The 22,410-nt window shown below is 67.6% G+C and carries 17 protein-coding genes and 1 tRNA gene; 7 read left to right on the top strand and 11 right to left on the bottom strand.

Going from position 1 to position 22,410, the window contains the following annotated elements; genetic code table 11:
- Positions 1-55 precede the first annotated feature (55 nt).
- Positions 56-1,867, bottom strand: a complete 1,812-nt coding sequence (locus tag ACIPEK_RS06055; protein ID WP_401991213.1) for a bifunctional metallophosphatase/5'-nucleotidase — start codon at positions 1,865-1,867, stop codon at positions 56-58.
- A gap of 167 nt (positions 1,868-2,034) precedes the next feature.
- Between ACIPEK_RS06055 and ACIPEK_RS06050 the strand changes: the two genes are divergently transcribed.
- A complete protein-coding gene (locus ACIPEK_RS06050; RefSeq protein WP_401991210.1) occupies positions 2,035-2,739 on the top strand; it encodes an SIMPL domain-containing protein in 705 nt (234 codons plus the stop codon).
- Positions 2,740-2,864: 125 nt separating this feature from the next.
- Positions 2,865-4,298 (top strand): pyruvate kinase, encoded by a 1,434-nt coding sequence (gene pyk, locus ACIPEK_RS06045; RefSeq protein WP_401991207.1) that lies wholly within the window; start codon positions 2,865-2,867, stop codon positions 4,296-4,298.
- A gap of 8 nt (positions 4,299-4,306) precedes the next feature.
- Here the strand turns inward: pyk and ACIPEK_RS06040 are convergent, their stop codons facing one another.
- Together ACIPEK_RS06040 and ACIPEK_RS06035 are read right to left on the bottom strand one after the other, a co-directional pair.
- Positions 4,307-5,092 carry a helix-turn-helix domain-containing protein gene (locus tag ACIPEK_RS06040; protein ID WP_401991204.1) on the bottom strand — a complete coding sequence of 262 codons (786 nt, stop codon included), beginning with the start codon at positions 5,090-5,092 and terminating at the stop codon, positions 4,307-4,309.
- 86 nt (positions 5,093-5,178) lie between these two features.
- Positions 5,179-5,261, bottom strand: a tRNA-Leu gene (locus tag ACIPEK_RS06035).
- A 95-nt stretch (positions 5,262-5,356) separates the two neighbouring features.
- Between ACIPEK_RS06035 and ACIPEK_RS06030 the strand changes: the two genes are divergently transcribed.
- The gene (locus ACIPEK_RS06030) at positions 5,357-6,019 is read left to right on the top strand and encodes an ANTAR domain-containing response regulator (RefSeq protein ID WP_401991201.1); all 663 of its coding nucleotides are present in this window, start codon (positions 5,357-5,359) and stop codon (positions 6,017-6,019) included.
- Positions 6,020-6,093: 74 nt separating this feature from the next.
- Here the strand turns inward: ACIPEK_RS06030 and ACIPEK_RS06025 are convergent, their stop codons facing one another.
- The 7 genes from ACIPEK_RS06025 to ACIPEK_RS05995 all read right to left on the bottom strand — a co-directional run bounded on the left by ACIPEK_RS06025 (position 6,094) and on the right by ACIPEK_RS05995 (position 15,380).
- The gene (locus tag ACIPEK_RS06025) at positions 6,094-6,810 is read right to left on the bottom strand and encodes an ABC transporter ATP-binding protein (RefSeq protein WP_189277064.1); all 717 of its coding nucleotides are present in this window, start codon (positions 6,808-6,810) and stop codon (positions 6,094-6,096) included.
- Positions 6,807-7,745, bottom strand: a complete 939-nt coding sequence (locus ACIPEK_RS06020) for an ABC transporter ATP-binding protein (protein WP_401991835.1) — start codon at positions 7,743-7,745, stop codon at positions 6,807-6,809. Before ACIPEK_RS06020 ends, ACIPEK_RS06025 begins: the two co-directional genes overlap by 4 nt.
- Positions 7,746-7,750: 5 nt before the next feature.
- Positions 7,751-9,547, bottom strand: coding sequence for a branched-chain amino acid ABC transporter permease (locus tag ACIPEK_RS06015; RefSeq protein ID WP_401991198.1), 1,797 nt, complete (start codon positions 9,545-9,547; stop codon positions 7,751-7,753).
- 5 nt (positions 9,548-9,552) lie between these two features.
- Complete coding sequence (locus ACIPEK_RS06010; protein ID WP_037699258.1) at positions 9,553-10,482, bottom strand: branched-chain amino acid ABC transporter permease; 930 nt, start codon at positions 10,480-10,482, stop codon at positions 9,553-9,555.
- A 104-nt stretch (positions 10,483-10,586) separates the two neighbouring features.
- Complete coding sequence (locus ACIPEK_RS06005; RefSeq protein ID WP_383067936.1) at positions 10,587-11,795, bottom strand: branched-chain amino acid ABC transporter substrate-binding protein; 1,209 nt, start codon at positions 11,793-11,795, stop codon at positions 10,587-10,589.
- Between the two features lie 670 nt (positions 11,796-12,465).
- On the bottom strand, positions 12,466-12,936 hold the full coding sequence (locus ACIPEK_RS06000) for a PaaI family thioesterase (protein WP_401991195.1): 471 nt from the start codon (positions 12,934-12,936) through the stop codon (positions 12,466-12,468).
- Between the two features lie 101 nt (positions 12,937-13,037).
- Positions 13,038-15,380: an FdhF/YdeP family oxidoreductase gene (locus tag ACIPEK_RS05995; protein ID WP_401991192.1), complete on the bottom strand. Its 2,343-nt coding sequence runs from the start codon at positions 15,378-15,380 to the stop codon at positions 13,038-13,040.
- Between the two features lie 158 nt (positions 15,381-15,538).
- Between ACIPEK_RS05995 and polA the strand changes: the two genes are divergently transcribed.
- Positions 15,539-18,250 (top strand): DNA polymerase I, encoded by a 2,712-nt coding sequence (gene polA / locus ACIPEK_RS05990; protein ID WP_401991189.1) that lies wholly within the window; start codon positions 15,539-15,541, stop codon positions 18,248-18,250.
- A gap of 52 nt (positions 18,251-18,302) precedes the next feature.
- On the opposite strand, the gene ACIPEK_RS05985 is transcribed toward polA, so the two are convergent.
- Complete coding sequence (locus tag ACIPEK_RS05985; protein WP_401991186.1) at positions 18,303-19,145, bottom strand: DUF4184 family protein; 843 nt, start codon at positions 19,143-19,145, stop codon at positions 18,303-18,305.
- 186 nt (positions 19,146-19,331) lie between these two features.
- Here ACIPEK_RS05985 and ACIPEK_RS05980 point away from each other — a divergent pair, with 186 nt between their 5' ends.
- The 3 genes from ACIPEK_RS05980 (at position 19,332) to ACIPEK_RS05970 (ending at position 22,330) form a co-directional block, all read left to right on the top strand.
- Entirely contained in the window at positions 19,332-20,996 is a 1,665-nt protein-coding gene (locus tag ACIPEK_RS05980; protein ID WP_401991183.1) for a lytic transglycosylase domain-containing protein, read from the top strand.
- Between the two features lie 146 nt (positions 20,997-21,142).
- Positions 21,143-21,280: an SPW_0924 family protein gene (locus tag ACIPEK_RS05975; protein ID WP_107451335.1), complete on the top strand. Its 138-nt coding sequence runs from the start codon at positions 21,143-21,145 to the stop codon at positions 21,278-21,280.
- A 39-nt stretch (positions 21,281-21,319) separates the two neighbouring features.
- Positions 21,320-22,330, top strand: a complete 1,011-nt coding sequence (locus ACIPEK_RS05970; protein WP_383067649.1) for a DUF3068 domain-containing protein — start codon at positions 21,320-21,322, stop codon at positions 22,328-22,330.
- The last annotated feature ends 80 nt before the right edge of the window (positions 22,331-22,410 follow it).

The raw sequence follows: 22,410 nt of genomic DNA, 5'->3' as shown, positions 1-22,410 counted from the left end.
CCACAAGGAGAAGACGGCCGCCGACCCACACCAGCACACCCCCAGGGGCGAACGCCTAGAACACCGGCGCACCGTCCCGCGTCAGACGCCAGTCCACCGAAGCGAACTGCGCACCGTCCACCGAACCCTTCGCCTGCACCCAGGCGATGATCGTGTTACGGATCTCCTCCGAGTTCGCCCACAACTGCTTGGCACCCGGCACATGCGGGAAATTGCCACCACCGCTCGCCCGATAGTTGTTCACCGCCAGCACGAACTGCGCCGCCGGATCGATCGGCTTGCCCTCGAACGACAGATTCACGATCCGCGAACCATTCGGCTTCGCAATGTCGATCTCGTACGTCAGACCCGACACCGCGTCGTAGTTGTAGTCCGGAGTGTTGTCCGCGTTCGTCAGCTTCGCCGTGTCCACCGGAACACCGGCCGCCGTCTGCACGTAGTACCGGGCAGAGAACTCCAGATAATCCCTGATCTGCGCACCGGTCAGCAGCCGCGCCTCAAGGGTGTTCTCGAACGGGTACAGACCCGCCGCGTCCTTGATCGTCACATTCCCGGCCGGGATCTGCGCCGTACGCGAGAAGCAGGAAGCCTGCGAGAGAACGGGAAGCGCCGCGTACTCGCCACCCGCCAGCGCCGCCTTCACCGTCTCCGCCTGGACGACATTGATCAGATCGATGATCGGCTCGTCCTTCCAGGCCGCCTCCGCCGTCGTCATCGCCGCCGTGGACGTACCGATGACCTGATTGACGTACGCCACGACCTTCCTGTGCTCGTCCATGAGCAGCTTCGTGATCTCCGGGTCCTCGGCCACGGTGTTGGAGTTCAACACCTGCGAACCCGCCTTCTCCACCACCCAGCGGCCCTTCTCCCACACCAGATCGAAGTCGAACAGCGTCAGCCGCTGCCCCCACTTCAACGGCTCGGAGAGCACCACCTTCTTGCCGGTCTGCTTGTTCTCCACGAAATACTCGGGAATCTCCAGATGCGCATGCCCGACCAGAATCGCGTCGATCCCCGGAACCTGCTCGGCCACCAGACCCGCCGCATTCTCGACATACGGGACCTGATCACCCCACGACGACGTACCGTTGTGGCCCGAGTGAGCCGACACGATCACGACATCCGCACCCATGGAACGCAGCCGCGGCACGAACTTCGCCGCCTGCTCCTCCAGACCGGGAAACACCATCTTCCCGCTGACATTCGCCTTGTCCCAGATGGCGATACCCGGGTTGGTCAGACCCAGGATCGCGACCTTCACATCCGGACCGTGCGGGGTACGCATCTTCTTGATCACGTACGGGGCGAACGCCGGCCGCAACGTCTTCGCATCCAGCGCGTTCGCACCCAGCAGCGGGAAGTCGCACTGCTCCTCGAACTTCCGCAGCACCGGGATGCCGTAGTTGAACTCATGATTGCCGAGCGCCGCGGCGTCATAGCCGATCGCGTTCATCGCCTGCGCCATCGGGTGCACCGGGCCGCGCTTCGCCGTGATCGGATCGATCTTGGCGTAGTAGTACGACAACTGGGTGCCCTGGATCGTGTCACCCGCATCGATCATCAGGGTGTTGTGGCGGCCCTTCTCCCGGCGCACCTGGTCCACCAGCGTGGAGATCTTCGCCAGACCGACGTCGTTGTGGGCCTTGTCGTCGAACTCCTTGTCGGTGAAGTAGTCCCAGTTGAAGACGTTCCCGTGCAGATCGGTGGTGCCCATCACGGTGAACGAGTACCGCTTCGGCGGACGCCCGTGGCCGTGCCCCTGGCCATGACCGTGGGCCGCGGCAGGAACGGCGGAACCACCAGCGATCGCCACACCGGCACCGGCGGCCGCCGATGTGCCCAGGAACGTCCTACGGTTCAGCGGCATTTCGTCTCCCACATCTCAGTTCTCGTACAGCTCAGTTCTCGTACAGCTCAGTACTCGCAGTGCACAACGCGCGTAGATAATGACCCACGAGCAACACCCGGCAACACCCCTTGCGGGTTTCGATCTGATGACCACCCGCTGTCGCACCCGGATGCGAGAGTGGACCCATGACCGACACCCCACCGCCCTACGGCACCCCCGACCACCCCCGCGTCGCCGTCCGAGGCGAAGCCCGCCTCGAAGTCGACCCCGAGACCGCCCACATCGGCATCACCGTCAGCGCCCGCGGAAAAGACCGCCGCGCAGCCCTCGAAGACCTCACCCGACGCAACAACCACGTCCTCGAACTCGCACGGTCCTACGGACAAGCGGTCGAAAAACTCGAAACCGGCGCATTCTCCATCACCCCCGAACTCACCCAGCGCGGCCGCGACGAAAAAATCCGCGCCTACCACGGCCGCGTCCACGTCACCGCCGTCCTCAACGACTTCACCGCACTGGGCGAATTCACCACCCGCGTCGCCGACCTCGACATGACACGCGTCAACGGCCCCTGGTGGGCCCTGCGCCCCGACTCGCCAGCCCACGCGAACGCCCGCCGCCAGGCCGTACGCGAAGCCGTCCAACGCGCCCGCGAATACGCCGACGCCCTCGGCGCCCACCTCACCGCCCTGGTCGAACTCGCCGACCTCGGCGCGGAGAACGCCGCCCCGGCCATAGCCATGCCCGTCGCACCCGGAGGCATCCGGGGCCGCGCGGCATACGGCGGGGCAGCCGCCGAACCAGCCCCGGCCCTCGACCTCGAACCGCAACGCCAGACCGTCTACGCACAGGTGAACGCCCGCTTCACCATGTCACCGCCAAAACTATAAAGAGAATGCTCATCCGAGCACCCCGCCGCACAATTCAACACTTGTCAATAACCCTTCACCCAAAGGTTGTTGGGTCGTCATGCACGGCCAAATATCTACCCGTAGGTAAGGTCTAGGCTCAAACCATGCGCCGAGCAAAAATCGTCTGTACCCTGGGCCCCGCCACCGACACATACGACCAGATCAAGGCACTGGTCGAAGCGGGAATGGACATCGCCCGCCTCAACCTCAGCCACGGCACCTACGCCGAACACGAAGAGCGATACCACCACGTACGCAAGGCCTCCGACGAGAGCGGACACAGCGTCGGGATCCTCGCCGACCTTCAAGGCCCGAAGATCCGCCTCGGACGCTTCCGCGAAGGCCCCGTACTCCTTGAACGCGGCGACAGCTTCACCATCACCGTCGAACCCATGGAAGGCGACCGCCACACCTGCGGCACCACCTACGACGGCCTCGCCACCGACGTCACCACCGGCGAATGCATCCTCGTCGACGACGGCCGCGTCACCCTCGAAGTCACCGAGGTGGACGGCCCCCGCGTCCACACCACCGTCATCGAGGGCGGCATGGTCTCCGACCACAAGGGCCTCAACCTCCCCGGCGTCGCCGTCTCCGTCCCCGCACTCTCCGAGAAGGACATCGAAGACCTCCGCTGGGCCCTGCGCACCGGCGCCGACATCATCGCCCTCTCCTTCGTACGCAGCGGCCGCGACATCGAGGACGTCCACCGCATCATGGACGAGGAGGGCCGCCGCCTCCCCGTCATCGCCAAGGTGGAGAAGCCTCAGGCCGTCGAGAACATCGACGGCATCGTCGCCGCCTTCGACGGCATCATGGTCGCCCGCGGCGACCTCGGCGTCGAAATGCCCCTGGAACAGGTGCCGATCGTCCAGAAGCGCGCGATCAAACTCGCCAAGCGCAACGCCAAGCCGGTCATCGTCGCCACCCAGATGCTCGACTCGATGATCGACAACTCCCGCCCCACCCGCGCCGAAGCCTCCGACGTCGCCAACGCGGTCATCGACGGCACGGACGCGGTGATGCTCTCCGGCGAGACCAGCGTGGGCAAGTACCCCATCGAGACGGTCCGCACGATGTCCCGCATCGTCGAAGCCGCCGAGGAGGACATCCTCGCCAAGGGCCTCCCGCCCCTGAACGACCGCAACAAGCCCCGCACCCAGGGCGGCGCGGTGGCCCGCGCGGCGGCCGAGATGGGCGACTTCCTGGGCGCCAAGTTCCTCGTCGCCTTCACCCAGAGCGGCGACACGGTCAGGCGCCTCTCCCGCTACCGCTCACCCATCCCGCTCCTGGCCTTCACCCCGGACCCGGCCACCCGCTCCCAGCTGAACCTGACCTGGGGCGTCGAGACCTTCCTCGGCCCGCACGTGGAATCGACGGACGCGATGGTGGCCCAGGTCGACGAGGAACTGCTGAAGATCGGCCGCTGCGAGAAGGGCGACATCGTGGTCATCACGGCCGGCTCCCCGCCGGGAGTCCCGGGCTCGACGAACCTGGTCCGGGTGCACCACATCGGCGAGGACGACAGCGCCAGGTAGGTCAGTCGTCAGTACTTCGGCCCGACGTGGGCGTCCATGAGAGCGACGGACGCCCGTCGGGCGACGGAGATGTTGAACGGATCGCTGCCGCGAGCGAGAGTCGTCCACTCGACTCCGACCTTGTTGAGGGTGTCGGAGAGGAGCTTGCGGATGTCGTCGGACTTGTTGGCGAAGAAGTAGCGCGGGTACTCGTAGCGCTTACGCTCCCCGCCTACCAGGCGGGTGGTCCAGTTGGTGATGCGGCATCCGTCGGAATGGATCAGACCACGGATGAACTCCCACGGGTGTGCGTCCACGATCTCCTGTTGCCAGTTTGCGAGGACGATCGGGCGCTCGTGCTTTCTACCGGGACCGTGCTGGGGGAAGAGGCACCAAAGGTGCTTCGAGTACATCTTCACCTGGTGGCATCCCTTTCTGCGGACCCTGCATACGGAGTTCTCGGGGAAGACGGCACGCATCGCGCTCTCGCACAGGTCCATAAGGCCGGGCCACGAATCTGCGCAGGCGACGGACAGACTGGGCGTGTGCATGGTCTTGTTCTGGACTATGTGCCCGTCACCGAGATAGAGGCCGAGAAGGTAGGCGTACGCCGAGCGGTCCAACTCTCCTTCGCATCGAGGGCAGAAGGAACGATGGGCTCCCGGGCACTCGCCGCGTTTGGCGCGGTCCATGTGTTTCCAGTAGCTGACGGTGCCTGCCGGCACGTTCAGCTGCCGCGCCACGTCCGCGTTCTTTGCGCCGCCTCGGAGAAGGGTGAGCGCCTTCTGTCGTAGTTCTGGTCCGTGGAAGTTCATACGAACACCATGAGCGACCACTCGCTACTGGGTGCAGCAGAAAGCGGATGTTCACGAGAACGTGAACATCCGCTTTGTCTCGCATGTGCCGAGTGCGGGATTCGAACCCGCAAGCCCTTTCGGGCAGATGTGTTTGAGACATCCGTGTATGCCATTCCACCAACCCGGCGAGGCTGCTGCCGGAAAGTGTACCGGGTGACACGCCCGGTCCGCTGCTAGGTAGGCTCATAGGAGCTGTACCTGCCCTTGGAACGAGGAGTCCCCGTGACCGCCCCCGAGTCGCCCCAGCCCGCAGCCGACGACGACAAGTCGCACGTTCCGCCGCTGACGACCCGCGTCGTCATCGCCGAGGACGAGGCGCTCATCCGGCTCGACCTCAAAGAGATGCTGGAGGAAGAGGGCTACGCGGTCGTCGGTGAGGCCGGGGACGGTCAGAAGGCCGTCGAGCTCGCCCGGGAGCACCGGCCGGACTTGGTCATCCTCGATGTGAAGATGCCGATCCTCGACGGGATCTCCGCCGCGGAGAAGATCGCCGAGGAGTCCATCGCCCCGGTCCTGATGCTCACCGCGTTCTCGCAGCGCGATCTCGTCGAGCGGGCGCGGGACGCCGGGGCGATGGCGTATCTCGTGAAGCCGTTCAGCAAGAGCGACGTGGTGCCTGCCATCGAGATGGCGGTGTCGCGGTTCTCGGAGCTGAAGGCACTGGAGGGTGAGGTCGCCGACCTCGCGCAGCGGCTGGAGACGCGGAAGCTGGTGGATCGGGCGAAGAGCATTCTGCAGACGGATTACGGGCTGTCGGAGCCGGCCGCGTTCCGCTGGATCCAGAAGACGTCGATGGACCGTCGGCTGTCCATGCAGCAGCTTGCCGAGGCGTTGATCGAGGATGCCGAGGAGAAGAAAAGGGCGGCGAAGGACGGCGACCAGTAGGCGCGCGTATCCGAGTAAGGCCCGCACCCCGGATCGATCGGGGTGCGGGCCTTACTCGTACGGTCGGGCGGGGTTCAGTCCTCGCCGAGGTAGGCCTTGCGGACGGACTCGTCGTGGAGGAGGTCCGCGCCGGTGCCGGAGAGGACGATCTTGCCGACCTCCATGACGTGGCCGTGGTCGGCGAGGGAGAGCGCGGCCTGGGCGTTCTGCTCGACGAGCAGGATGGTGGTGCCCTGTGCCTTGAGTTCGACGATGGTCTCCATGATCTTCTGCATCATGATCGGGGAGAGGCCCATGGAGGGTTCGTCGAGCATCAGGAGCTTGGGCTGGCACATCAGAGCCCTGCCCATGGCGAGCATCTGCTGTTCGCCGCCCGAGAGCGTTCCGGCGGCCTGCTTGCGGCGTTCCCCGAGGATGGGGAAGAGGTCGTAGGCGCGCTGGATGTCCTTCTCGATGCCTGCCTTGTCGTTGCGGAGGTAGGCGCCGAGCTGGAGGTTCTCGGTGATCGTCAGCCGGGGGAAGATGTGTCGTCCCTCGGGGGAGTGGGCGAGGCCCAGGGAGACGATCTTGTGGGCCGGGATGTTGTTGAGCGGTTTGCCGTCGAAGAGGATGTTGCCGCCGACGGGCTTGAGGAGCCCGGAGAGGGTGCGCAGGGTGGTGGTCTTGCCCGCACCGTTGGTGCCGATGAGGGTGACGACCTGGCCGGCTTCGACGGTGAAGGAGATGCCCTTGACGGCTTCGATCTTGCCGTAGGCGACGCGGAGGTCCTCGACCTCTAGCAGTGCGGTCATCGGGTGTCCTCCTCCTCGGCGCTGGTGGTGCTGGTGGTGCTGGTGGTGCTGGTGGTGCTGGTGGTGCTGGTGGTGCTGGTGGTGTCGGCTGTCTTGGTGGCGCCTGCTTCGGCGGCTTCGACTTCGGCGACTTCTTCGGCGCCGGGGGCGCCTTCGAAGGGGGTGCCGAGGTAGGCGGCGACGACGCGTTCGTCGCTCTGGACGACGTCGGAGGTGCCTTCGACGAGTTTCTCGCCCTGGACGAGGACGGCGACGCGGTCGCAGAGGTTGAAGATGAACCGCATGTCGTGCTCGATGACGAGGACGGCGATGCCCTGGTCACGGATGGCGAAGATGAGTTCTTCGGTGACGCGGGTTTCCTGCGGGTTCATGCCGGCGGTGGGCTCGTCGAGGAGCAGGAGTCCGGGGTCGCTGGCCAGCGCGCGGGCGATTTCCAGCTTGCGCTGGTCGCCGTAGGGGAGGTTGCGCGCGAGGTGGTCGGCCTTGTCCTGGAGGCCGATGAATTCCAGGAGTTCCATGGCGCGTTCGCGGCTGGCGTGTTCGGCCTTGGTGAAGCCGGGGAGCCGCAGGAGGGCGGACCAGAGGCCTTCCTTGGTCCTGGTGTGGCGTCCGACGAGGACGTTTTCCAGGACGGTCATGTTGGCGAAGAGCCGGATGTTCTGGAAGGTGCGGGCGATGCCTGCCTGGGTGACGAGGTGGGGCTTGGGCGGCAGGACGGTGCCCTTGTAGCTGACCTTGCCCTCGGTGGGGACGTACAGGCCGGTGAGGCAGTTGAAGAAGGTGGTCTTGCCGGCGCCGTTGGGGCCGATGAGGCCGACGATTTCGCCCGCGTTGACGGTGAGGTCGACGTTGCGTACGGCGGTGAGGCCGCCGAAGCGCATGGTGACGCCGCTCGCGTCGAGGACGGTGGTGGCGGTCTTCGTGGTGGTGGTCATGGTGGTCACGCCCCCGCCTTGGCGATGCCGGCGCCGGTCTCTGCGGACTGCCGTGGCTCCGGTACGTCGAGCTGGTCGGTCTCGTGGAACTCGAGCTGCTTCCTGCGGTCGGCGACGAGGCCTTCGGGGCGCAGGCGCATCAGGAGGATGAGTGCGACGCCGAAGAGGAAGAGCTGGTAGTCCTGCATGAACTGCAGTTTGGCCGGGATGAGGTAGAGCAGTGCGGCGCCGACGAGGGGTCCGCTGAGGGTTCCCATGCCGCCGAGGATGACGGCGGCGAGGAGGAATGCGGAGTTGGGCGGTACGGAGCCGGCGAACTGGTACTGCTCGGGTGTCACTGTGTAGTTGACGTGTGCCTGGACGGTTCCGGCGAGGCCGGCGAGGGTGGCGCCGAGGGCGAAGGCCAGCAGTTTGAGCCGGAAGGCGTTGATGCCCATGGCGGTGGCTGCGGTCTCGTCCTCGCGGATGGCGACCCAGGCGCGGCCGATGCGTGATTCTCCGGAGCGGCGGAAGACGAGGACGACGACGGCGGTGAAGACGAGCATCAGCAGGTAGTAGTTGGCGGACCTGCCGAGGTTGAAGCCGAGGATGTCGTGCTTGAGCCCGAAGTCGAATCCGAAGAAGTTGAGGTCGGGGATGCTCGGGATGCCCTGGGAGCCGTTGGTGAGGTCGGGTCCGCTGTTTCCGTTGAGGTTGTTCACGGTGAGGCGGAAGATTTCACCGAAGCCGAGGGTGACGATGGCCAGGTAGTCGCCGCGTAGTCGCAGGGTCGGGGCGCCGATGAGGACGCCGAAGACGAGCGAGGCGCCGGCGCCGGTGAGGACGGCGGCCCAGAAGGGGAATTCGACGCCGATGGCCGACATGGTGGAGCCGGAGACCAGGGCTGCGGCGTAGGCGCCGACGCCGAGGAAGGCGACGTAGCCGAGGTCGAGGAGGCCGGCGAGGCCGACGACGACGTTGAGGCCGAGTGCCACGGTCGCGAAGATGAGGATGTTGGCGCCGATGAGCGCGTACTCCTCCTTCTGCTGTGTGAACGGGAAGCAGACGGCTGCGACGAGGGCGGCGGCGAGGGTGATGTTGCGGTGCTTCGTGGTCAGCGTGGTGAGGCGCGAGACGAGTCCGGCGCGGTGGAGTGCGGTGAAGGCGAAGCCGACGGTGATGAGGAAGCCGATGAAGAGTTCGGCGTAGTCGGTGTCGATGCCGTAGGCGAAGACCTGGAGGCCGATGCCGAAGGCTACGGCGATGGTGAGGATTTCGGCCCAGGCGGGGAGGGGTTTGGCGCGGCGGGCCGGCGGGGCGCTGAGGCTGTTGCGGAAGCGCTGCCAGGCGCCGGCCGTTGTGGTGTCGGGGAGCGGCTGGTCGCCGGGGAGTCCGAGTGCGGCGATGGCGGCGATGAGTGCGCCGATGCCGCTGACCCAGGCGCCGGGTTCCAGGTTGACGACGCCGCCGAGGTCGTACGCGATGGCGCCGATGGTGTAGCCGGTGGTGCCGAAGGTGCCGAGCGCCAGGAGGCGGACGGGGCTGTTGGTGCCGCCGGGGGTGAGCCAGCCGAGGCCTCGGATGCCGTATCCGGACAGGGCGAAGAGCAGGGTGAGTGCGGCGCTGATGAGGGTGAGGACCTGGAGGCCGCCGGGGTAGCCGGTGACGGTGAGGTCGCCGGGGAATTCGCTGGTCCAGGTCCAGGCGAGGAAGGTGCCGGCGAGTGCGACGGCGGCGCCTGCGAGGGTGGCGATGCGGGCCGCGGCTGCGGGGATCGCGAGGATGGGGGCGGCCCCGGGTGCGGTGGTGTGGTTGGTGGTCATCCGTATCACGCCCGATCCGCGACGCGTTCGCCGAGCAGGCCCTGGGGGCGGAGCAGCAGGACGATGATGAGGAGGACGAAGGCCCATACGTCCTTCCAGGCACCGCCGCCGAAGAGTTCCATGCCGGGGACGTTGCTCATGTAGCCGGTGGCGAGGGATTCGGCGATGCCGAGTACGACGCCGCCGAGCATGGCGCCGTAGATGTTGCCGATGCCGCCGAGTACGGCTGCGGTGAAGGCTTTGAGGCCCATGATGAAGCCCATTTTGAAGCCGATCTGGCCGTTTTTGAGCCCGTAGGCGACGGCGGCGACGGCGGCGAACGCGGCACCGATGGCGAAGGCCATGACGATGATGCGGTCGGTGTTGATGCCCATGAGTTTTGCGGTGTCGGGGTCCTGGCTGGTGGCCTGCATGCCGCGGCCGGAGCGGGTCTTGGAGACGAAGAGCCCGAGGGCGAGCATGCAGATGGGTGCCGTGATGAGGACGAAGAGGTCACCGCGCTGGATGTGGGCGCCGAAGATGTCGATCGCTTCGCCCTTGAACTGGGGGAAGGAGCGGTCCTTCTTGGCGTCGGGGTACCACTTCCAGATGGCCTGCTGGAGTGCGAGGGAGAGTCCGATCGCGGTGATCAGTGGGGCCAGTCGGGGGGCGCCTCGCAGGGGCCGGTAGGCGAAGCGTTCGGCGGCTGTGCTGACGGCGACGGAGCATATGACGCCGCCGATGATCATGAGTGGGATGATTGCGAGGAGGGAGACGCCGGCCGGCATCCAGAGGTACACGGTGAGAGCTCCGAAGCCTCCGATCATGAAGATCTCGCCGTGGGCGAAGTTGATGAGCTGGATGATTCCGTAGACCATCGTGTAGCCGATCGCGATGAGACCGTACATCGCGCCGAGGATGAGTCCATTGGCCAGCTGTTGCGGCAGTTCGTTCACCGCAGGGCCTCCGTGGAGTGGTTCGGATATGGCACCGCGCGGGAGCGCTGGTAGCGCTCCCGCGCGGTCTGGTGTCAGTCAGTGCGTGTCCGGGAGGGCACGGGTCAGGGCTTGTAGGCCTCGCTGAGCTTGGAGGTCCACTTGCCGCCGTTGACCTGGTAGGCGGTCATCATGGTGTTGGTGGTGTCGCCGTACTCGTCGAAGGAGACGGGGCCGGTGACGCCGTCGAACTTGACCTTGCTCATGGCGTCGAGGACCTTGACGCGGGCGTCGTCGGGGAGCTTGCCGTTGTTCTCGGCGACGGCGAGCTTGACGGCCTCGATGATCGCCCAGGTGGCGTCGTAGGTGCCGCCGCCGTAGGCCTCGTAGGCGTCCTTGTATCCGGCCGTCTTGTAGTCCGCGATGAACTTCTTGGCGGAGTCGAGTTCCTCGACGGGCTTGCCGACGGAGGTGGCGATGTCGCCCTGGGCCTTCTTGTTGAGCTTGATGAAGTCGGCGCTGTACATGCCGTCGCCGCCCATGAGGGGGATCTGGACGCTGTCCTTGAGCTGCTGGCTCAGGGGTGCGCCGGCGGGGTACTCGCCGCCGTAGTAGACGGCCTTGGCGCCGGACTTCTTGACCTTGGTGACGACGGCGTTGAAGTCGCGGTCGTCGGGGTTGACGTGGTCGGAGCCGACGATCTTGCCGCCGAGGGTGGTGAAGGTCGCCTTGAAAGAGGCGGCCAGACCGGCGCCGTACGGCTTCTGGTCGTCGATGAGGTAGACCTGCTTGATCTTCGCGTCGTTGAAGAGGTACTTCGCCGCGAAGGCGCCCTGGATCTGGTCCGTGGTGGCGGTGCGGAAGTAGGTCTTGAAGGGGCGCTTCTTGTCGCCGGTCTTCCAGTTCTCGCCCTGGGTGAGTTCGGTGCCCGTGTTGGCGGGGGAGACCTGGGTGAGGGAGGCGTCGTTGAGCGGCTTCTGCATCGACTGGGAGACGCCGGAGTTCAGCGGGCCGACGACGCCGACGACGGTGTCGTCGTCGATGAACTTCTGGGCGTTCTGCTGGCCGACGGAGGGCTGTGCCTGGTCGTCGAGCGGCTTGACCTCGAACTTGATGCCGGGGACGGTCTTTTCCTTGTTCGCCGTCTTGGCGGCGAGGTCCGCGGAGTTCTTGATGCCGAGGCCGAGGGCGGACAGGTCGCCGGTGATGGGCGCGTCGACGCCGATGACGACGGTCTGGGTGTCGCCGCTGCTGCTCTTCTTGCCGTCGTCGCGCGACCCGCAGGCGGTGAGTGTCAGTGCTCCTGTGGTGAGCACTGTGGTGAGGATGAGCAAAGAACGGTGTCGCACGAAAGGTCCTTTCCCTGGCGCGGCCTCCTCTGCTTGAGGTGCCGTGTCGTTCGCCGGGCCGTACTGGTTGGTACAGGGCCGTGCAGCAGACGCGCCCGGCGGCGCGGTGACTGGCGGTGACTCTAGGCGCAGGTGTGGGTGTCCGGGATGGGTCCGCCGCAGGATGTGACTGTCTTGTTATGCCTTTGAGCAAGGCTTGAGGTGGCTGTGCGGACATGTACGGCTTTTTGCCGGTCGGTGAAGTGACCGCATTGTGAGAACGCGCAGCTCTGCTAAGGGGCTTGAGCTGATCTTGCTGCTGTCGCGTGTCGAGGGGTGAAGAGGGCGTCATGGGGGCACGATGGGCCGCCCGGCGGCTGCGGGGCCGGGTTCGGAGTGCTGCGCGGTGACGTTTGCGCATTGCGCACTTGTTACGCAGTGTTACATCTGGGCCGATGTGGTCGACGCGGTGTTGTGTGCGCGGGGTGTGCGCCGGGTGTGGCTGGGGTGCCGAGTTGGCCATACAACCAGCCGTACGGTCAAGGGTGTTGGCGTGTTCGGTTGCTCAACAATGCCTTGCGTATGGGTGGTTGCGGGCGGGAATGGCGCTGCCCGGCCGGAATGGGGTCCGGCCGGGCAGTGGTGTCGGGGGCGCTGTGCGGTGTGTTCCGGTCGGTCAGGCGGTGTCGTTCTGCGGTGCGTTGCGGAGCATGCAGGTGAGGCGGGCGGTGCAGACCCGCTTGTCGTGCTCATCGGTGATGACGATCTCGTACGTGGCGGTGGAGCGGCCGCGGTGTACGGGGGTGGCGACGCCCGTGACGAGTCCGCTCCGTACCCCTCGGTGATGGGTGCAGTTCAGGTCGACACCGACAGCGAGCTTGGTGACGCCGCCGTGGAGCATGGAGCCGACCGAGCCGAGGGTCTCGGCGAGGACGGCGGAGGCGCCGCCGTGGAGCAGTCCGTACGGCTGCGTGTTGCCCTCGACGGGCATGGTGCCGACGACGCGGTCCGCGGAGGCTTCGACGATCGTGACGCCCATCCGCTCGCCGAGGTGGCCGGCGGAGAAGAGTGCGGGCAGATCGACGCCGAGTGCGGCGTACTCGTCGATGATCTCCTGGGGGAACTTGGGTGTGGTGTGCTCGCCCATGGGGTCCGGCTCCGATCGTCTGCGTGGTTCATAGCTTTATTGCTGTGTGCATCGTTCTTATCAGACGACTGAGCGAACGCTTAGTGGGTTGTGGGTGCGGACTACCTCTGGGCGGTCTGCCTGGCGGTCTGCCTGGCGGTCTGCCTGGCGGTCTGCCCCTGGACGTTCTGCCTCTGGATGTTCTCGAAGCGCACGACGACGGACTTGCTGGCGGGGGTGTTGCTGGTGTCGGCGGTGGAGCCGAGGGGGACCAGCACATTGGTCTCCGGGTAGTAGGCGGCGGCGCAGCCCCGGGCGGTCGGGTAGTGCACGATGCGGAAGCCGGGGGCGCGGCGCTCCACCCCGTCCTTCCATTCGCTGACGAGGTCGGTGTATGCGCCGTCGGCCAGGCCGAGGGTGCGGGCGTCGTCGGGGTTGACCAGGACGATGCGGCGGCCGCCCTTGATGCCGCGGTAGCGGTCGTCGAGGCCGTAGATCGTGGTGTTGTACTGGTCGTGCGAGCGCAGGGTCTGCAGCAGCAGCCTGCCTTCGGGGATCTCGGGGTACTCGACGGGTGCGGCGGTGAAGTTGGCCCTGCCGGTCGCGGTGGGGAAACGGCGCTCGTCGCGCGGGGCGTGCGGGAGGGTGAAACCGCCGGGGTGTGCGACGCGGGCGTTGAAGTTCTCGAAGCCGGGGACGACGCGGGAGATGCGGTCGCGGATCGTCGCGTAGTCCTTCTCGAACTCCTCCCAGGGGGTGGCCGATCCGGGGCCGAGGACGGCGCGGGCGAGGCGGGCGACGATGGCGGGTTCGGAGAGCAGGTGCGGGCTCGCCGGGGTGAGGTTGCCGCGCGAGGCGTGGACCATGCTCATGGAGTCCTCGACCGTGACGAACTGCTTGCCGCTCGCCTGGACGTCCTTGTCGGTTCGGCCCAGCGTCGGCAGGATCAGCGCGCGGGTGCCGGTCACGGCGTGCGAGCGGTTGAGTTTGGTGGAGACATGGACGGTGAGGCGGGCGCGGCGCATCGCGGCCTCGGTGACCTCCGTGTCGGGAGTGGCTGCGACGAAGTTGCCGCCCATGGCGAAGAAGACCTTGGCATCGCCGTCGCGCAGGGCCTGGATGGAGCGGACGACGTCGTAGCCGTGGTGGCGCGGTGAGGTGATCGAGAATTCCTTGTCGAGCGCGTCGAGGAATTCGGGTGCGGGCCGTTCGAAGATGCCCATGGTGCGGTCGCCCTGGACGTTGGAGTGGCCGCGGACGGGACAGACTCCGGCGCCGGGGCGGCCGATGTTGCCGCGCAGCAGAAGGAAGTTGACGACTTCGCGGATGGTCGGCACGGAGTGCTTGTGCTGGGTGAGGCCCATGGCCCAGCACACGATGGTGCGCTTGGAGGCGAGGACCATCGCGAGGGCCTCTTCGATGGCGCCGCGGTCGAGGCCGGTGGCGGCGAGGGTCTGTTCCCAGTCGGCTTGGCGGGCCGCGGCCACGAACTCCTCGTAACCATGGGTGTGGTCCCGTACGAAGGCTTCGTCGACGGCGCCCTCGGTCTGAAGGATCATCTTGTTGAGGAGCCGGAAGAGGGCCTGGTCGCCGCCGATACGGATCTGCAGGAAGAGATCGTCGAGCGCGGCGCCCTTGATCATGCCGAGCGGGGTCTGCGGGTTCTTGAACCGCTCCAGGCCGGCCTCGGGCAGCGGGTTCACCGAAATGATCTTCGCGCCCGCGGACTTGGCCTTCTCCAGGGCGGAGAGCATCCGGGGATGGTTCGTGCCGGGATTCTGCCCGGCGACGATGATCAGGTCCGCCTGGTGGAGGTCCTCCAGCGAGACGCTGCCCTTGCCGATGCCGATGGTCTCCGTCAGCGCCGAGCCGGAGGACTCGTGGCACATGTTGGAGCAGTCGGGGAGGTTGTTCGTGCCGAACTCGCGGGCGAACAGCTGGAGCAGGAACGCCGCCTCGTTGCTGGTACGTCCCGAGGTGTAGAAGAGGGCCTCGTCGGGGGAGGCGAGCGTGCCCAGCTCCTCGGCGATGATGCCGAAGGCGCGCTCCCAGGTCACCGCTTCGTACCGCTCGGCGCCCTCGGGGAGGTACATCGGCTGGGTGATCCGCCCTTGCTGGCCCAGCCAGTACCCACTGCGCGAGGCGAGATCGGCGACCGGGTGCGCGGCGAAGAAGTCGGGCGTGACACGGCGCAGTGTCGCCTCTTCGGCGACGGCCTTGGCGCCGTTCTCGCAGAACTCCGCCGTATGCCGCTTGTCGCCCTCGGGCCAGGCGCAGCCGGGGCAGTCGAAGCCGTTCTTCTGGTTGACCTTGAGGAGGGTCTGCGCGGTGCGCCGCACGCCCATCTGCTGCTGGGCGATGAGCAGGCTGTGTGCGACGGCCGGCAGTCCGGCGGCGGCGTGCTGCGCCGGCTCGACCCGCGGCGCATCCTGGACCGGGTCACCTGCGGGCGGCTTCGTGGCCATTTCGTGCTCCCCTTTGAGCAACTGCGGACCTGCGCGGTGCGCTGTACGCAGTGATGCGGTACGTGTTCCTCCGTCGATCCTGTCACGAGGCACCGACGGAGCGTCCGGCGAGCCATGCCCGGTCGGGATTGTCAGTGGTCCGTGGCAGGATCGGGGGCGTGGCTGAGACGGCATCGAAGAAGACGGCAGACAACCGACCGCGCCTGCTCCTGATGGACGGGCACTCCCTGGCGTACCGGGCGTTCTTTGCGCTGCCTGCGGAGAATTTCACGACTGGGTCGGGGCAGCCGACGAACGCGGTGTACGGCTTCGCGTCAATGCTGGCGAACACGCTGCGTGACGAGGCGCCGACGCATTTCGCGGTGGCGTTCGACGTCTCCCGCAAGACCTGGCGCTCGGAGGAGTTCCCCGAGTACAAGGCGAACCGCTCGAAGACCCCGGACGAGTTCAGGGGCCAGGTCGAGCTGATCGGCGAGCTGCTCGACGCGATGCACGCCGACCGTTTCGCGGTCGACGGCTTCGAGGCGGACGACGTCATCGCCACGCTGGCCACGCAGGCCGAGGCGGCCGGCTTCGAGGTGCTGATCGTCACCGGTGACCGGGATTCGTTCCAGCTGATCACGGACAACGTCACCGTGCTGTACCCGACGAAGGGCGTCTCGGAGCTGACGCGCTTCACCCCGGCCAAGGTCGAGGAGAAGTACGGGCTCACGCCGCAGCAGTATCCGGACTTCGCGGCGCTGCGTGGTGACCCGTCGGACAACCTTCCGGGCATCCCCGGTGTGGGTGAGAAGACCGCCGCGAAGTGGATCAACCAGTTCGGTTCGTTCGACGAGCTGGTGGAGCGCGCCGAGGAGGTCAAGGGCAAGGCCGGGCAGAATTTCCGGGACAACCTGGACGCGGTGCGGCTCAATCGCAGGCTGACCGAGATGGTCCGTGACGTGGAGCTGCCGAAGACCCCGCAGGACCTGGAGCGCGCACCGTACGACCGCACCGCGGTGACGGGCGTGCTGGACGTCCTGGAGATCCGTAACCCGAGTCTGCGCGAGCGGCTGCTGGCCGTGGACCCGGGCGCGGCCGAGGACGAGACCCCGGCGCCCGCCGCGGGCGTCGAGCTGGACGGCGCGGTGCTGGGCGCGGGCGAGCTGGCGCCCTGGCTCGCCGAGCACGGTGGGCAGCCGCTCGGTGTCGCCACCGTCGACACCTGGGCGGTGGGCAGCGGCACGGTCACCGAGATCGCGCTCGCCGCGGCCGGCGGGGCGGCGGCCTGGTTCGATCCCGCAGAGCTCGACGAGGGCGACGAGCAGGCGTTCGCCGCGTGGATCGCCGACGCGCGGCGGCCGAAGGTCATGCACAACGCGAAGAGCGCCATGCGGGTCTTCCCCGAGCACGGCTGGCAGGTCGACGGCGTCACGATGGACACCGCGCTGGCCGCCTATCTGGTCAAGCCCGGCCGCCGCTCCTTCGCGCTGGACGCGCTGGCGGTGGAGTATCTGGGCCGGGAGCTGGCCCCCGCGGCGGCGTCCGACGGCCAGCTGGCCTTCGGCGCGGACGACCGGGCCGAGGCCGACGCCCTGATGACGCAGGCACGCGCGGTCCTGGATCTGGGCGATGCGTTCACCACCCGGCTGGCAGAGGTCGGCGCGACCGATCTGCTGCACGGCATGGAGCTGCCGACGTCCGCTCTGCTGGCCCGTCTGGAGCGGCACGGCATCGCCGCCGACCGGGCCCATCTGGAGGGCATGGAGCAGCAGTTCGCCGGTGCGGTGCAGCAGGCGGTGAAGGAGGCGCACGCCGCGGTCGGCCGCGAGTTCAACCTCGGTTCGCCCAAGCAGCTCCAGGAAGTCCTCTTCGGCGAGCTGGGCCTGCCCAGGACGAAGAAGACGAAGACCGGGTACACGACGGACGCCGACGCCCTGGCCTGGCTTGCCGCACAGACCGAGCACGAGCTGCCGGTCATCATGCTGCGCCACCGCGAGCAGGCGAAGCTGCGGGTCACCGTCGAGGGCCTGATCAAGACGATCGCGGCGGACGGCCGTATCCACACCACGTTCAACCAGACGGTGGCGGCGACCGGCCGGCTCTCCTCCACCGACCCGAACCTGCAGAACATCCCGGTCCGTACGGATGAGGGCCGGGCCATCCGCCGGGGCTTCGTCGTCGGCGAGGGCTTCGAAACGCTGATGACGGCCGACTACAGCCAGATCGAACTGCGCGTGATGGCCCACCTCTCCGAGGACGCGGGCCTGATCGAGGCGTTCACCTCCGGCGAGGATCTGCACACGACGGTCGCCTCGCAGGTCTTCGGCGTCGGCAAGTCGGCCGTCGACCCGGAGATGCGCCGCAAGATCAAGGCCATGAGTTACGGACTCGCGTACGGGCTCTCCGCGTTCGGCCTCTCCCAGCAGCTGAACATCGAGGCGGGCGAGGCGCGCGGCCTGATGGACACGTACTTCGAGCGGTTCGGCGGAGTGCGTGACTATCTGCACCGTGTGGTGGAGGAGGCCAGGGCCACCGGCTACACGGAGACGGTCTTCGGGCGTCGCCGCTATCTCCCCGACCTCAACAGCGACAACCGTCAGCGCCGCGAGATGGCCGAGCGCATGGCGCTCAACGCACCGATTCAGGGCACGGCCGCGGACATCGTCAAGGTCGCCATGCTCCAGGTCGACCGGGCGCTGACCGAGGCGAGGCTGAAGTCCCGGATGCTGCTCCAGGTCCATGACGAAATCGTCCTGGAGATCGCCGAGGGCGAGCGGGCGCAGGTGGAGGAGATCCTCCGCCACGAGATGTCCACGGCCGTGCAGTTGCGCGCCCCGCTGGATGTATCGGTGGGTGTCGGTACGGACTGGGAGTCCGCAGCGCACTGACGCGGCGGCGCCGGACGGGCCCCGGGGTTTGTTCAGAGACCCTCCGGAGGAATCAGGCCCGTCCGGCGACCGAGGGTACGGAAGCGTGCGGCCGTCGCAGCCGCATCCACGCCCCGTACAGCACCAGGCCGACCGCCAGTCCCGCCCCGGCGCCGAAGCAGGCGGTCGGGATGATGTCCAGCGGGGTGTCGATGTGCCCGAAGTACGCATACCAGCGTGCGCACCGGTGTACGACGCCGAGCAGGACGCAGACGCTCAGCAGTACCCCCGCCGACCACCGCCCCCGACGGCCCAGCACCGGCACGGACGGCGGGACCGGGCGCGCATCGGTCCGTCGCAGCCCCGAAGCCGTGAACCAGGCGAGCACGGCCAGTGCCACCGCCGAACTGCCGTACTGCACCATCTGGAACACGGGAAACCCGACGACGCTCCCGTCGAGCACCGGCACCAACCGCACACCCCACCGGTCGTGATGGGTGAAGGCGTCCCAGACGACATGAGTGGCGGACCCGATGACCGCCGAAGTTACGAACCACGCACCGTCCCGGACACCCCACGCCCCTCGGTCGGTTGATCCGCACCGCTGCCCTCGCACGAACGCATGAACCCGTCCCTGCCAGGCCCTCGGCAGCAGCGCCACCGACGGTTCGCGCAGCAGCAGCCACAGCGCCACCACGGCTGCGGTGATCAGCACATCGACCGTGAACACGCCCCACACCGAGTGGGTGACCCGCCCGAATTCCATGGCGCCCGGGATCGCGGTGTCCGCGTAGTACGTCATGTCGGGGGCGAACGATCCCGCGACGAGGGCAGAGGCGAGGAGCGGCCCGCGCGCCGTTCCGTCCCGCCGCATCCCCGGCAGCACGGCCGCGGCATGACTGAGTGTGAACGGCATGGCGGCAAGTATGCGTGAGCCGCCGTCGCCCGCCCGACGACCGCCGTACAACTTGCTGTCCGGAACGTGAAGAACAGGTAAGAACCGGTCATTGCACGGTGTTCCGGCGGCACAAGTTGCCGTAGGGTCGCCTGAGTCCTGGCGCTGGGGAGCTCGGACAGCCGTCGAAGGGGAGGGGCCAGAGGTATGGCAGCGCAATTCGGTCGCCGACTTCGCAAGGGGGCGACCACGACCGCTGTGGCCGCAGTCGCCGTGGCGGCGCTCTCCGCCTCAGGGGCCCCTGGCGCAACGCTGGTCACCGGGAGCGGCGATCAGCAGTCCGCCGGAACGACACCGTCGCCCGACGGCACCGCGGCCACCGGCAACTCGCCGTACTACACGGACCTGCCGCCGCTGAACACGCCCAACAAGCCGGTAACCGCCACCGATCTGCCCATCACCGGCAGTGCGGAATCCGGCATACCGGCTTCGATCCTGGCCGCGTACAAGAAGGCCGAACAGACCGTCGCAGGCAGCGACGCCGCCTGTCGGCTGCCGTGGCAGCTGCTCGCCGCGATCGGCAAGGTCGAGTCCGGCCAGGCCCGCGGCGGCAGGGTCGATGCGAACGGCACCACGTTCTCACCGATCCTCGGCCCGGTCCTCGACGGCCGGGGCTTCGCCATGATCAAGGACACCGACAACGGGGCGTACGACGGGGACTCGACGCATGACCGTGCCGTCGGCCCGATGCAGTTCATCCCGTCCACCTGGGCGACCTGGGGCCAGGACGGCAACGGAGACGGCCGCAAGGACCCCAACAACATCTACGACGCGGCGCTCGCCGCCGGACGCTATCTCTGCGCCGGCTCCCGCGATCTGTCCATAGCCACGGATCTCGACCGGGCGGTCCTGAGCTACAACCACTCGGACGCCTATCTCCGTACGGTCCGCTCCTGGTTCGACTACTACAAGAGTGGCACCCACGAGATCCCCGACGGCACCGGCACCGTCCCGCCCGACCTCGGCGGCGGTACGGACCCGAGCCCGAATCCCGGCACTCCCGGCGCCTCGCCGTCCCCGACCCCGCCTCCGAGCTCGAAGCCGAAGCCGCCGAAGCCGGGCGGCTCCACTCCGCCCAGTCCGAAGCCCACCCCACCCACGCCCCCGCCGTCCCAGACCGTCGCACGTGTGGAGAACGCCGGCACCGGCACGCTCACCGCGACTGCGGGCGACGCGTTCGCCGAGCGGATCAAGGTGCGGACCACGAACAAGCTCGGCGGTTCGCTCGCCAAGGCGTCCGTGACCTTCACCATCGCCGGTGACACGGACGCCACCTTCGCCGGCGGGAAGAACGCCGTCACTCTCCTCACGGGAGCCAACGGCACGGTCACCGCCCCGGTGCTGCAGGCGGGCGAGAAGACGGGGCGGTTCACGGTGCGGGCCGTCGCCACCGGCCGCTCGCTGCCCGCCGTCACCTACACCGCGACCGTCACCGCCCGACAGGCCGACGCGATCGCCAGGACCGACGAGAAGGCACTGACCGCCGCGCCCGGCGCCGAGTTCGCCGACACCGTCGAGGTCAAGGCCACCTACAAGGGCGCGGTCGCCGCCGGTGTCGCCGTCACCGCAACCATGATCACCGACGCCGCGGAGCCGGTGGAGAACGACAAGGGCCCGTACTTCAAGGACGCGGACGGCAAGACGGTCCGTACCCTCACGGACCTCAGGACCGACGCCGACGGCATCCTGAAGCTCCCGAAGATCTACGCCGACGACACCGCGGGCACGTACAAGCTGCGCCTCACCACCGAGGGCGGCGCCACGGTCGTCATCGAGCTCGAGGTCGAGGCCCCGCAGACGCCCGCTGCCTGACCCGTCCCGCCGCACGTCACTCACGACAGCCCCTCCGCCACCACCCGGCAGAGGGGCTGTTCTACGTGTTCTCATCTCGCGCCCGCATTGCTACGGTGCCCCAGCCCTGACGATCCATCAGATCCGTGTTCTCCGGGAGGACCGGCATGCGTGCCCTCGTCGCCGCCGCCATCGGACTGGCCGCAGCCCTCGCGCTCGTCTTCACCATCACCACGATCGGCGCCCCGCCCGGAGAGACCTCGCCCAAACCCCTGCTGACCACCGTCCCGGGCCCCAAGAACTAGCCACCGGAAGAAGCACAGAAGCTGAGGGAGGGCACCACCATGCGCCGCAGAGCCAGCCTCGTACTCCTGGCCTTCGCCGTCTTCTTCGCCGCCATGTCGCCACTGCTGCGCTGGTACGCCTTCCCGAGGCTGGCGAAGATCCCGCCCAGCCAGTACCAGGAGACGGTGCTGGAGGCGAAGCCGGCCACCCTCCTCGACTACAACGACAACATGAAGGTCAAGCAGGTCCCCAAGGTCACCATCGTGCAGACCCTCAAGGGCAATGTGGAGGAGTCCGAGAAGATCGAGCGCAGCGCCGGGCGGGACGTCGTCGTCTGGGACTCCCTCAGCTACGTCGCCGACCCGAACGGCAAGATGGTCTCCGAGATCCCCGAGCGCTACATCTTCGACGCCCACAGCCAGGCCCCCGTCCACGCCACCGGCGAAATGGTCGACGGCGACCCGGTCAGGCGCGAGGGCATCGAGTTCAAGTGGCCCTTCCTCACCCAGAAGCGCGACTACGAGTACTTCGACGCCCAGACCCGTACGAGCTCGCCCATCCACTACAGGGGCACCCGCACCTTCCACGGCATGGACGTCTACTACTTCGAGCAGACCATCCCCTGGACCAAGGTCCCGATGCCGAAGAAGATGCCCATCAAGGGCGTCACCGCGGAGCAGGTCGCCAAGACGGGCATGACCCGCTGGTACACCACCAAGCGGATGTTCTGGGTCGACCCGGTCACCGGAGCGCCCGTCAACGGCGAGGAGATCCACAAGGAGGAGCTGCGCAACGCCAAGGCGATGGGCATGTCCCAGGACACCGTCACCGCGTTCGCCGGGCATGTGAAGATGCGCGAGGACTACGTGGATTCGATCGTCGCCCTGGTCAAGTCCCAGCGCGTGCTGGTTCTGCTGCTCACCTCGTACCTGCCCCGGGGCTTCGTCGTCCTCGGCGCCGGCCTGCTCGCGCTCGCCCTGTGGCTGGAGGCGCGCTCCCGGCGTCCGGACGGCGAACTGCCCGACGGGGCACCGGCACCCGCCCCGGACCCGGAACCTACTCCCGCCTGAGCCGCGCCCCAGAGGGCCCGGCAGCAGGCTTCGCGGGGCTGGGGCACGCACCTCGCGGCGTTGCCGTCAATCACCAACGC

Origin of the sequence: Streptomyces sp. NPDC088246 (genome assembly GCF_044741025.1) — a bacterium.
GTDB lineage: Bacteria > Actinomycetota > Actinomycetes > Streptomycetales > Streptomycetaceae > Streptomyces.
This window is presented reverse-complemented; position numbering and strand designations above follow the sequence as displayed.

What these genes read in the sequence shown, in the direction of transcription:
- ACIPEK_RS05995 (WP_401991192.1), bottom strand. Translation starts at nt 15,380, where the DNA reads ATGGCCACGAAGCCGCCCGCAGGTGACCCGGTCCAGGATGCGCCGCGG.
- ACIPEK_RS05975 (WP_107451335.1), top strand. Translation starts at nt 21,143, where the DNA reads ATGCGTGCCCTCGTCGCCGCCGCCATCGGACTGGCCGCAGCCCTCGCG.
- ACIPEK_RS05970 (WP_383067649.1), top strand. Translation starts at nt 21,320, where the DNA reads ATGCGCCGCAGAGCCAGCCTCGTACTCCTGGCCTTCGCCGTCTTCTTC.
- ACIPEK_RS06000 (WP_401991195.1), bottom strand. Translation starts at nt 12,936, where the DNA reads ATGGGCGAGCACACCACACCCAAGTTCCCCCAGGAGATCATCGACGAG.
- ACIPEK_RS06025 (WP_189277064.1), bottom strand. Translation starts at nt 6,810, where the DNA reads ATGACCGCACTGCTAGAGGTCGAGGACCTCCGCGTCGCCTACGGCAAG.
- ACIPEK_RS06055 (WP_401991213.1), bottom strand. Translation starts at nt 1,867, where the DNA reads ATGCCGCTGAACCGTAGGACGTTCCTGGGCACATCGGCGGCCGCCGGT.
- ACIPEK_RS06020 (WP_401991835.1), bottom strand. Translation starts at nt 7,745, where the DNA reads ATGACCACCACCACGAAGACCGCCACCACCGTCCTCGACGCGAGCGGC.
- ACIPEK_RS06015 (WP_401991198.1), bottom strand. Translation starts at nt 9,547, where the DNA reads ATGACCACCAACCACACCACCGCACCCGGGGCCGCCCCCATCCTCGCG.
- ACIPEK_RS06050 (WP_401991210.1), top strand. Translation starts at nt 2,035, where the DNA reads ATGACCGACACCCCACCGCCCTACGGCACCCCCGACCACCCCCGCGTC.
- pyk (WP_401991207.1), top strand. Translation starts at nt 2,865, where the DNA reads ATGCGCCGAGCAAAAATCGTCTGTACCCTGGGCCCCGCCACCGACACA.
- ACIPEK_RS06040 (WP_401991204.1), bottom strand. Translation starts at nt 5,092, where the DNA reads ATGAACTTCCACGGACCAGAACTACGACAGAAGGCGCTCACCCTTCTC.
- ACIPEK_RS05980 (WP_401991183.1), top strand. Translation starts at nt 19,332, where the DNA reads ATGGCAGCGCAATTCGGTCGCCGACTTCGCAAGGGGGCGACCACGACC.
- ACIPEK_RS05985 (WP_401991186.1), bottom strand. Translation starts at nt 19,145, where the DNA reads ATGCCGTTCACACTCAGTCATGCCGCGGCCGTGCTGCCGGGGATGCGG.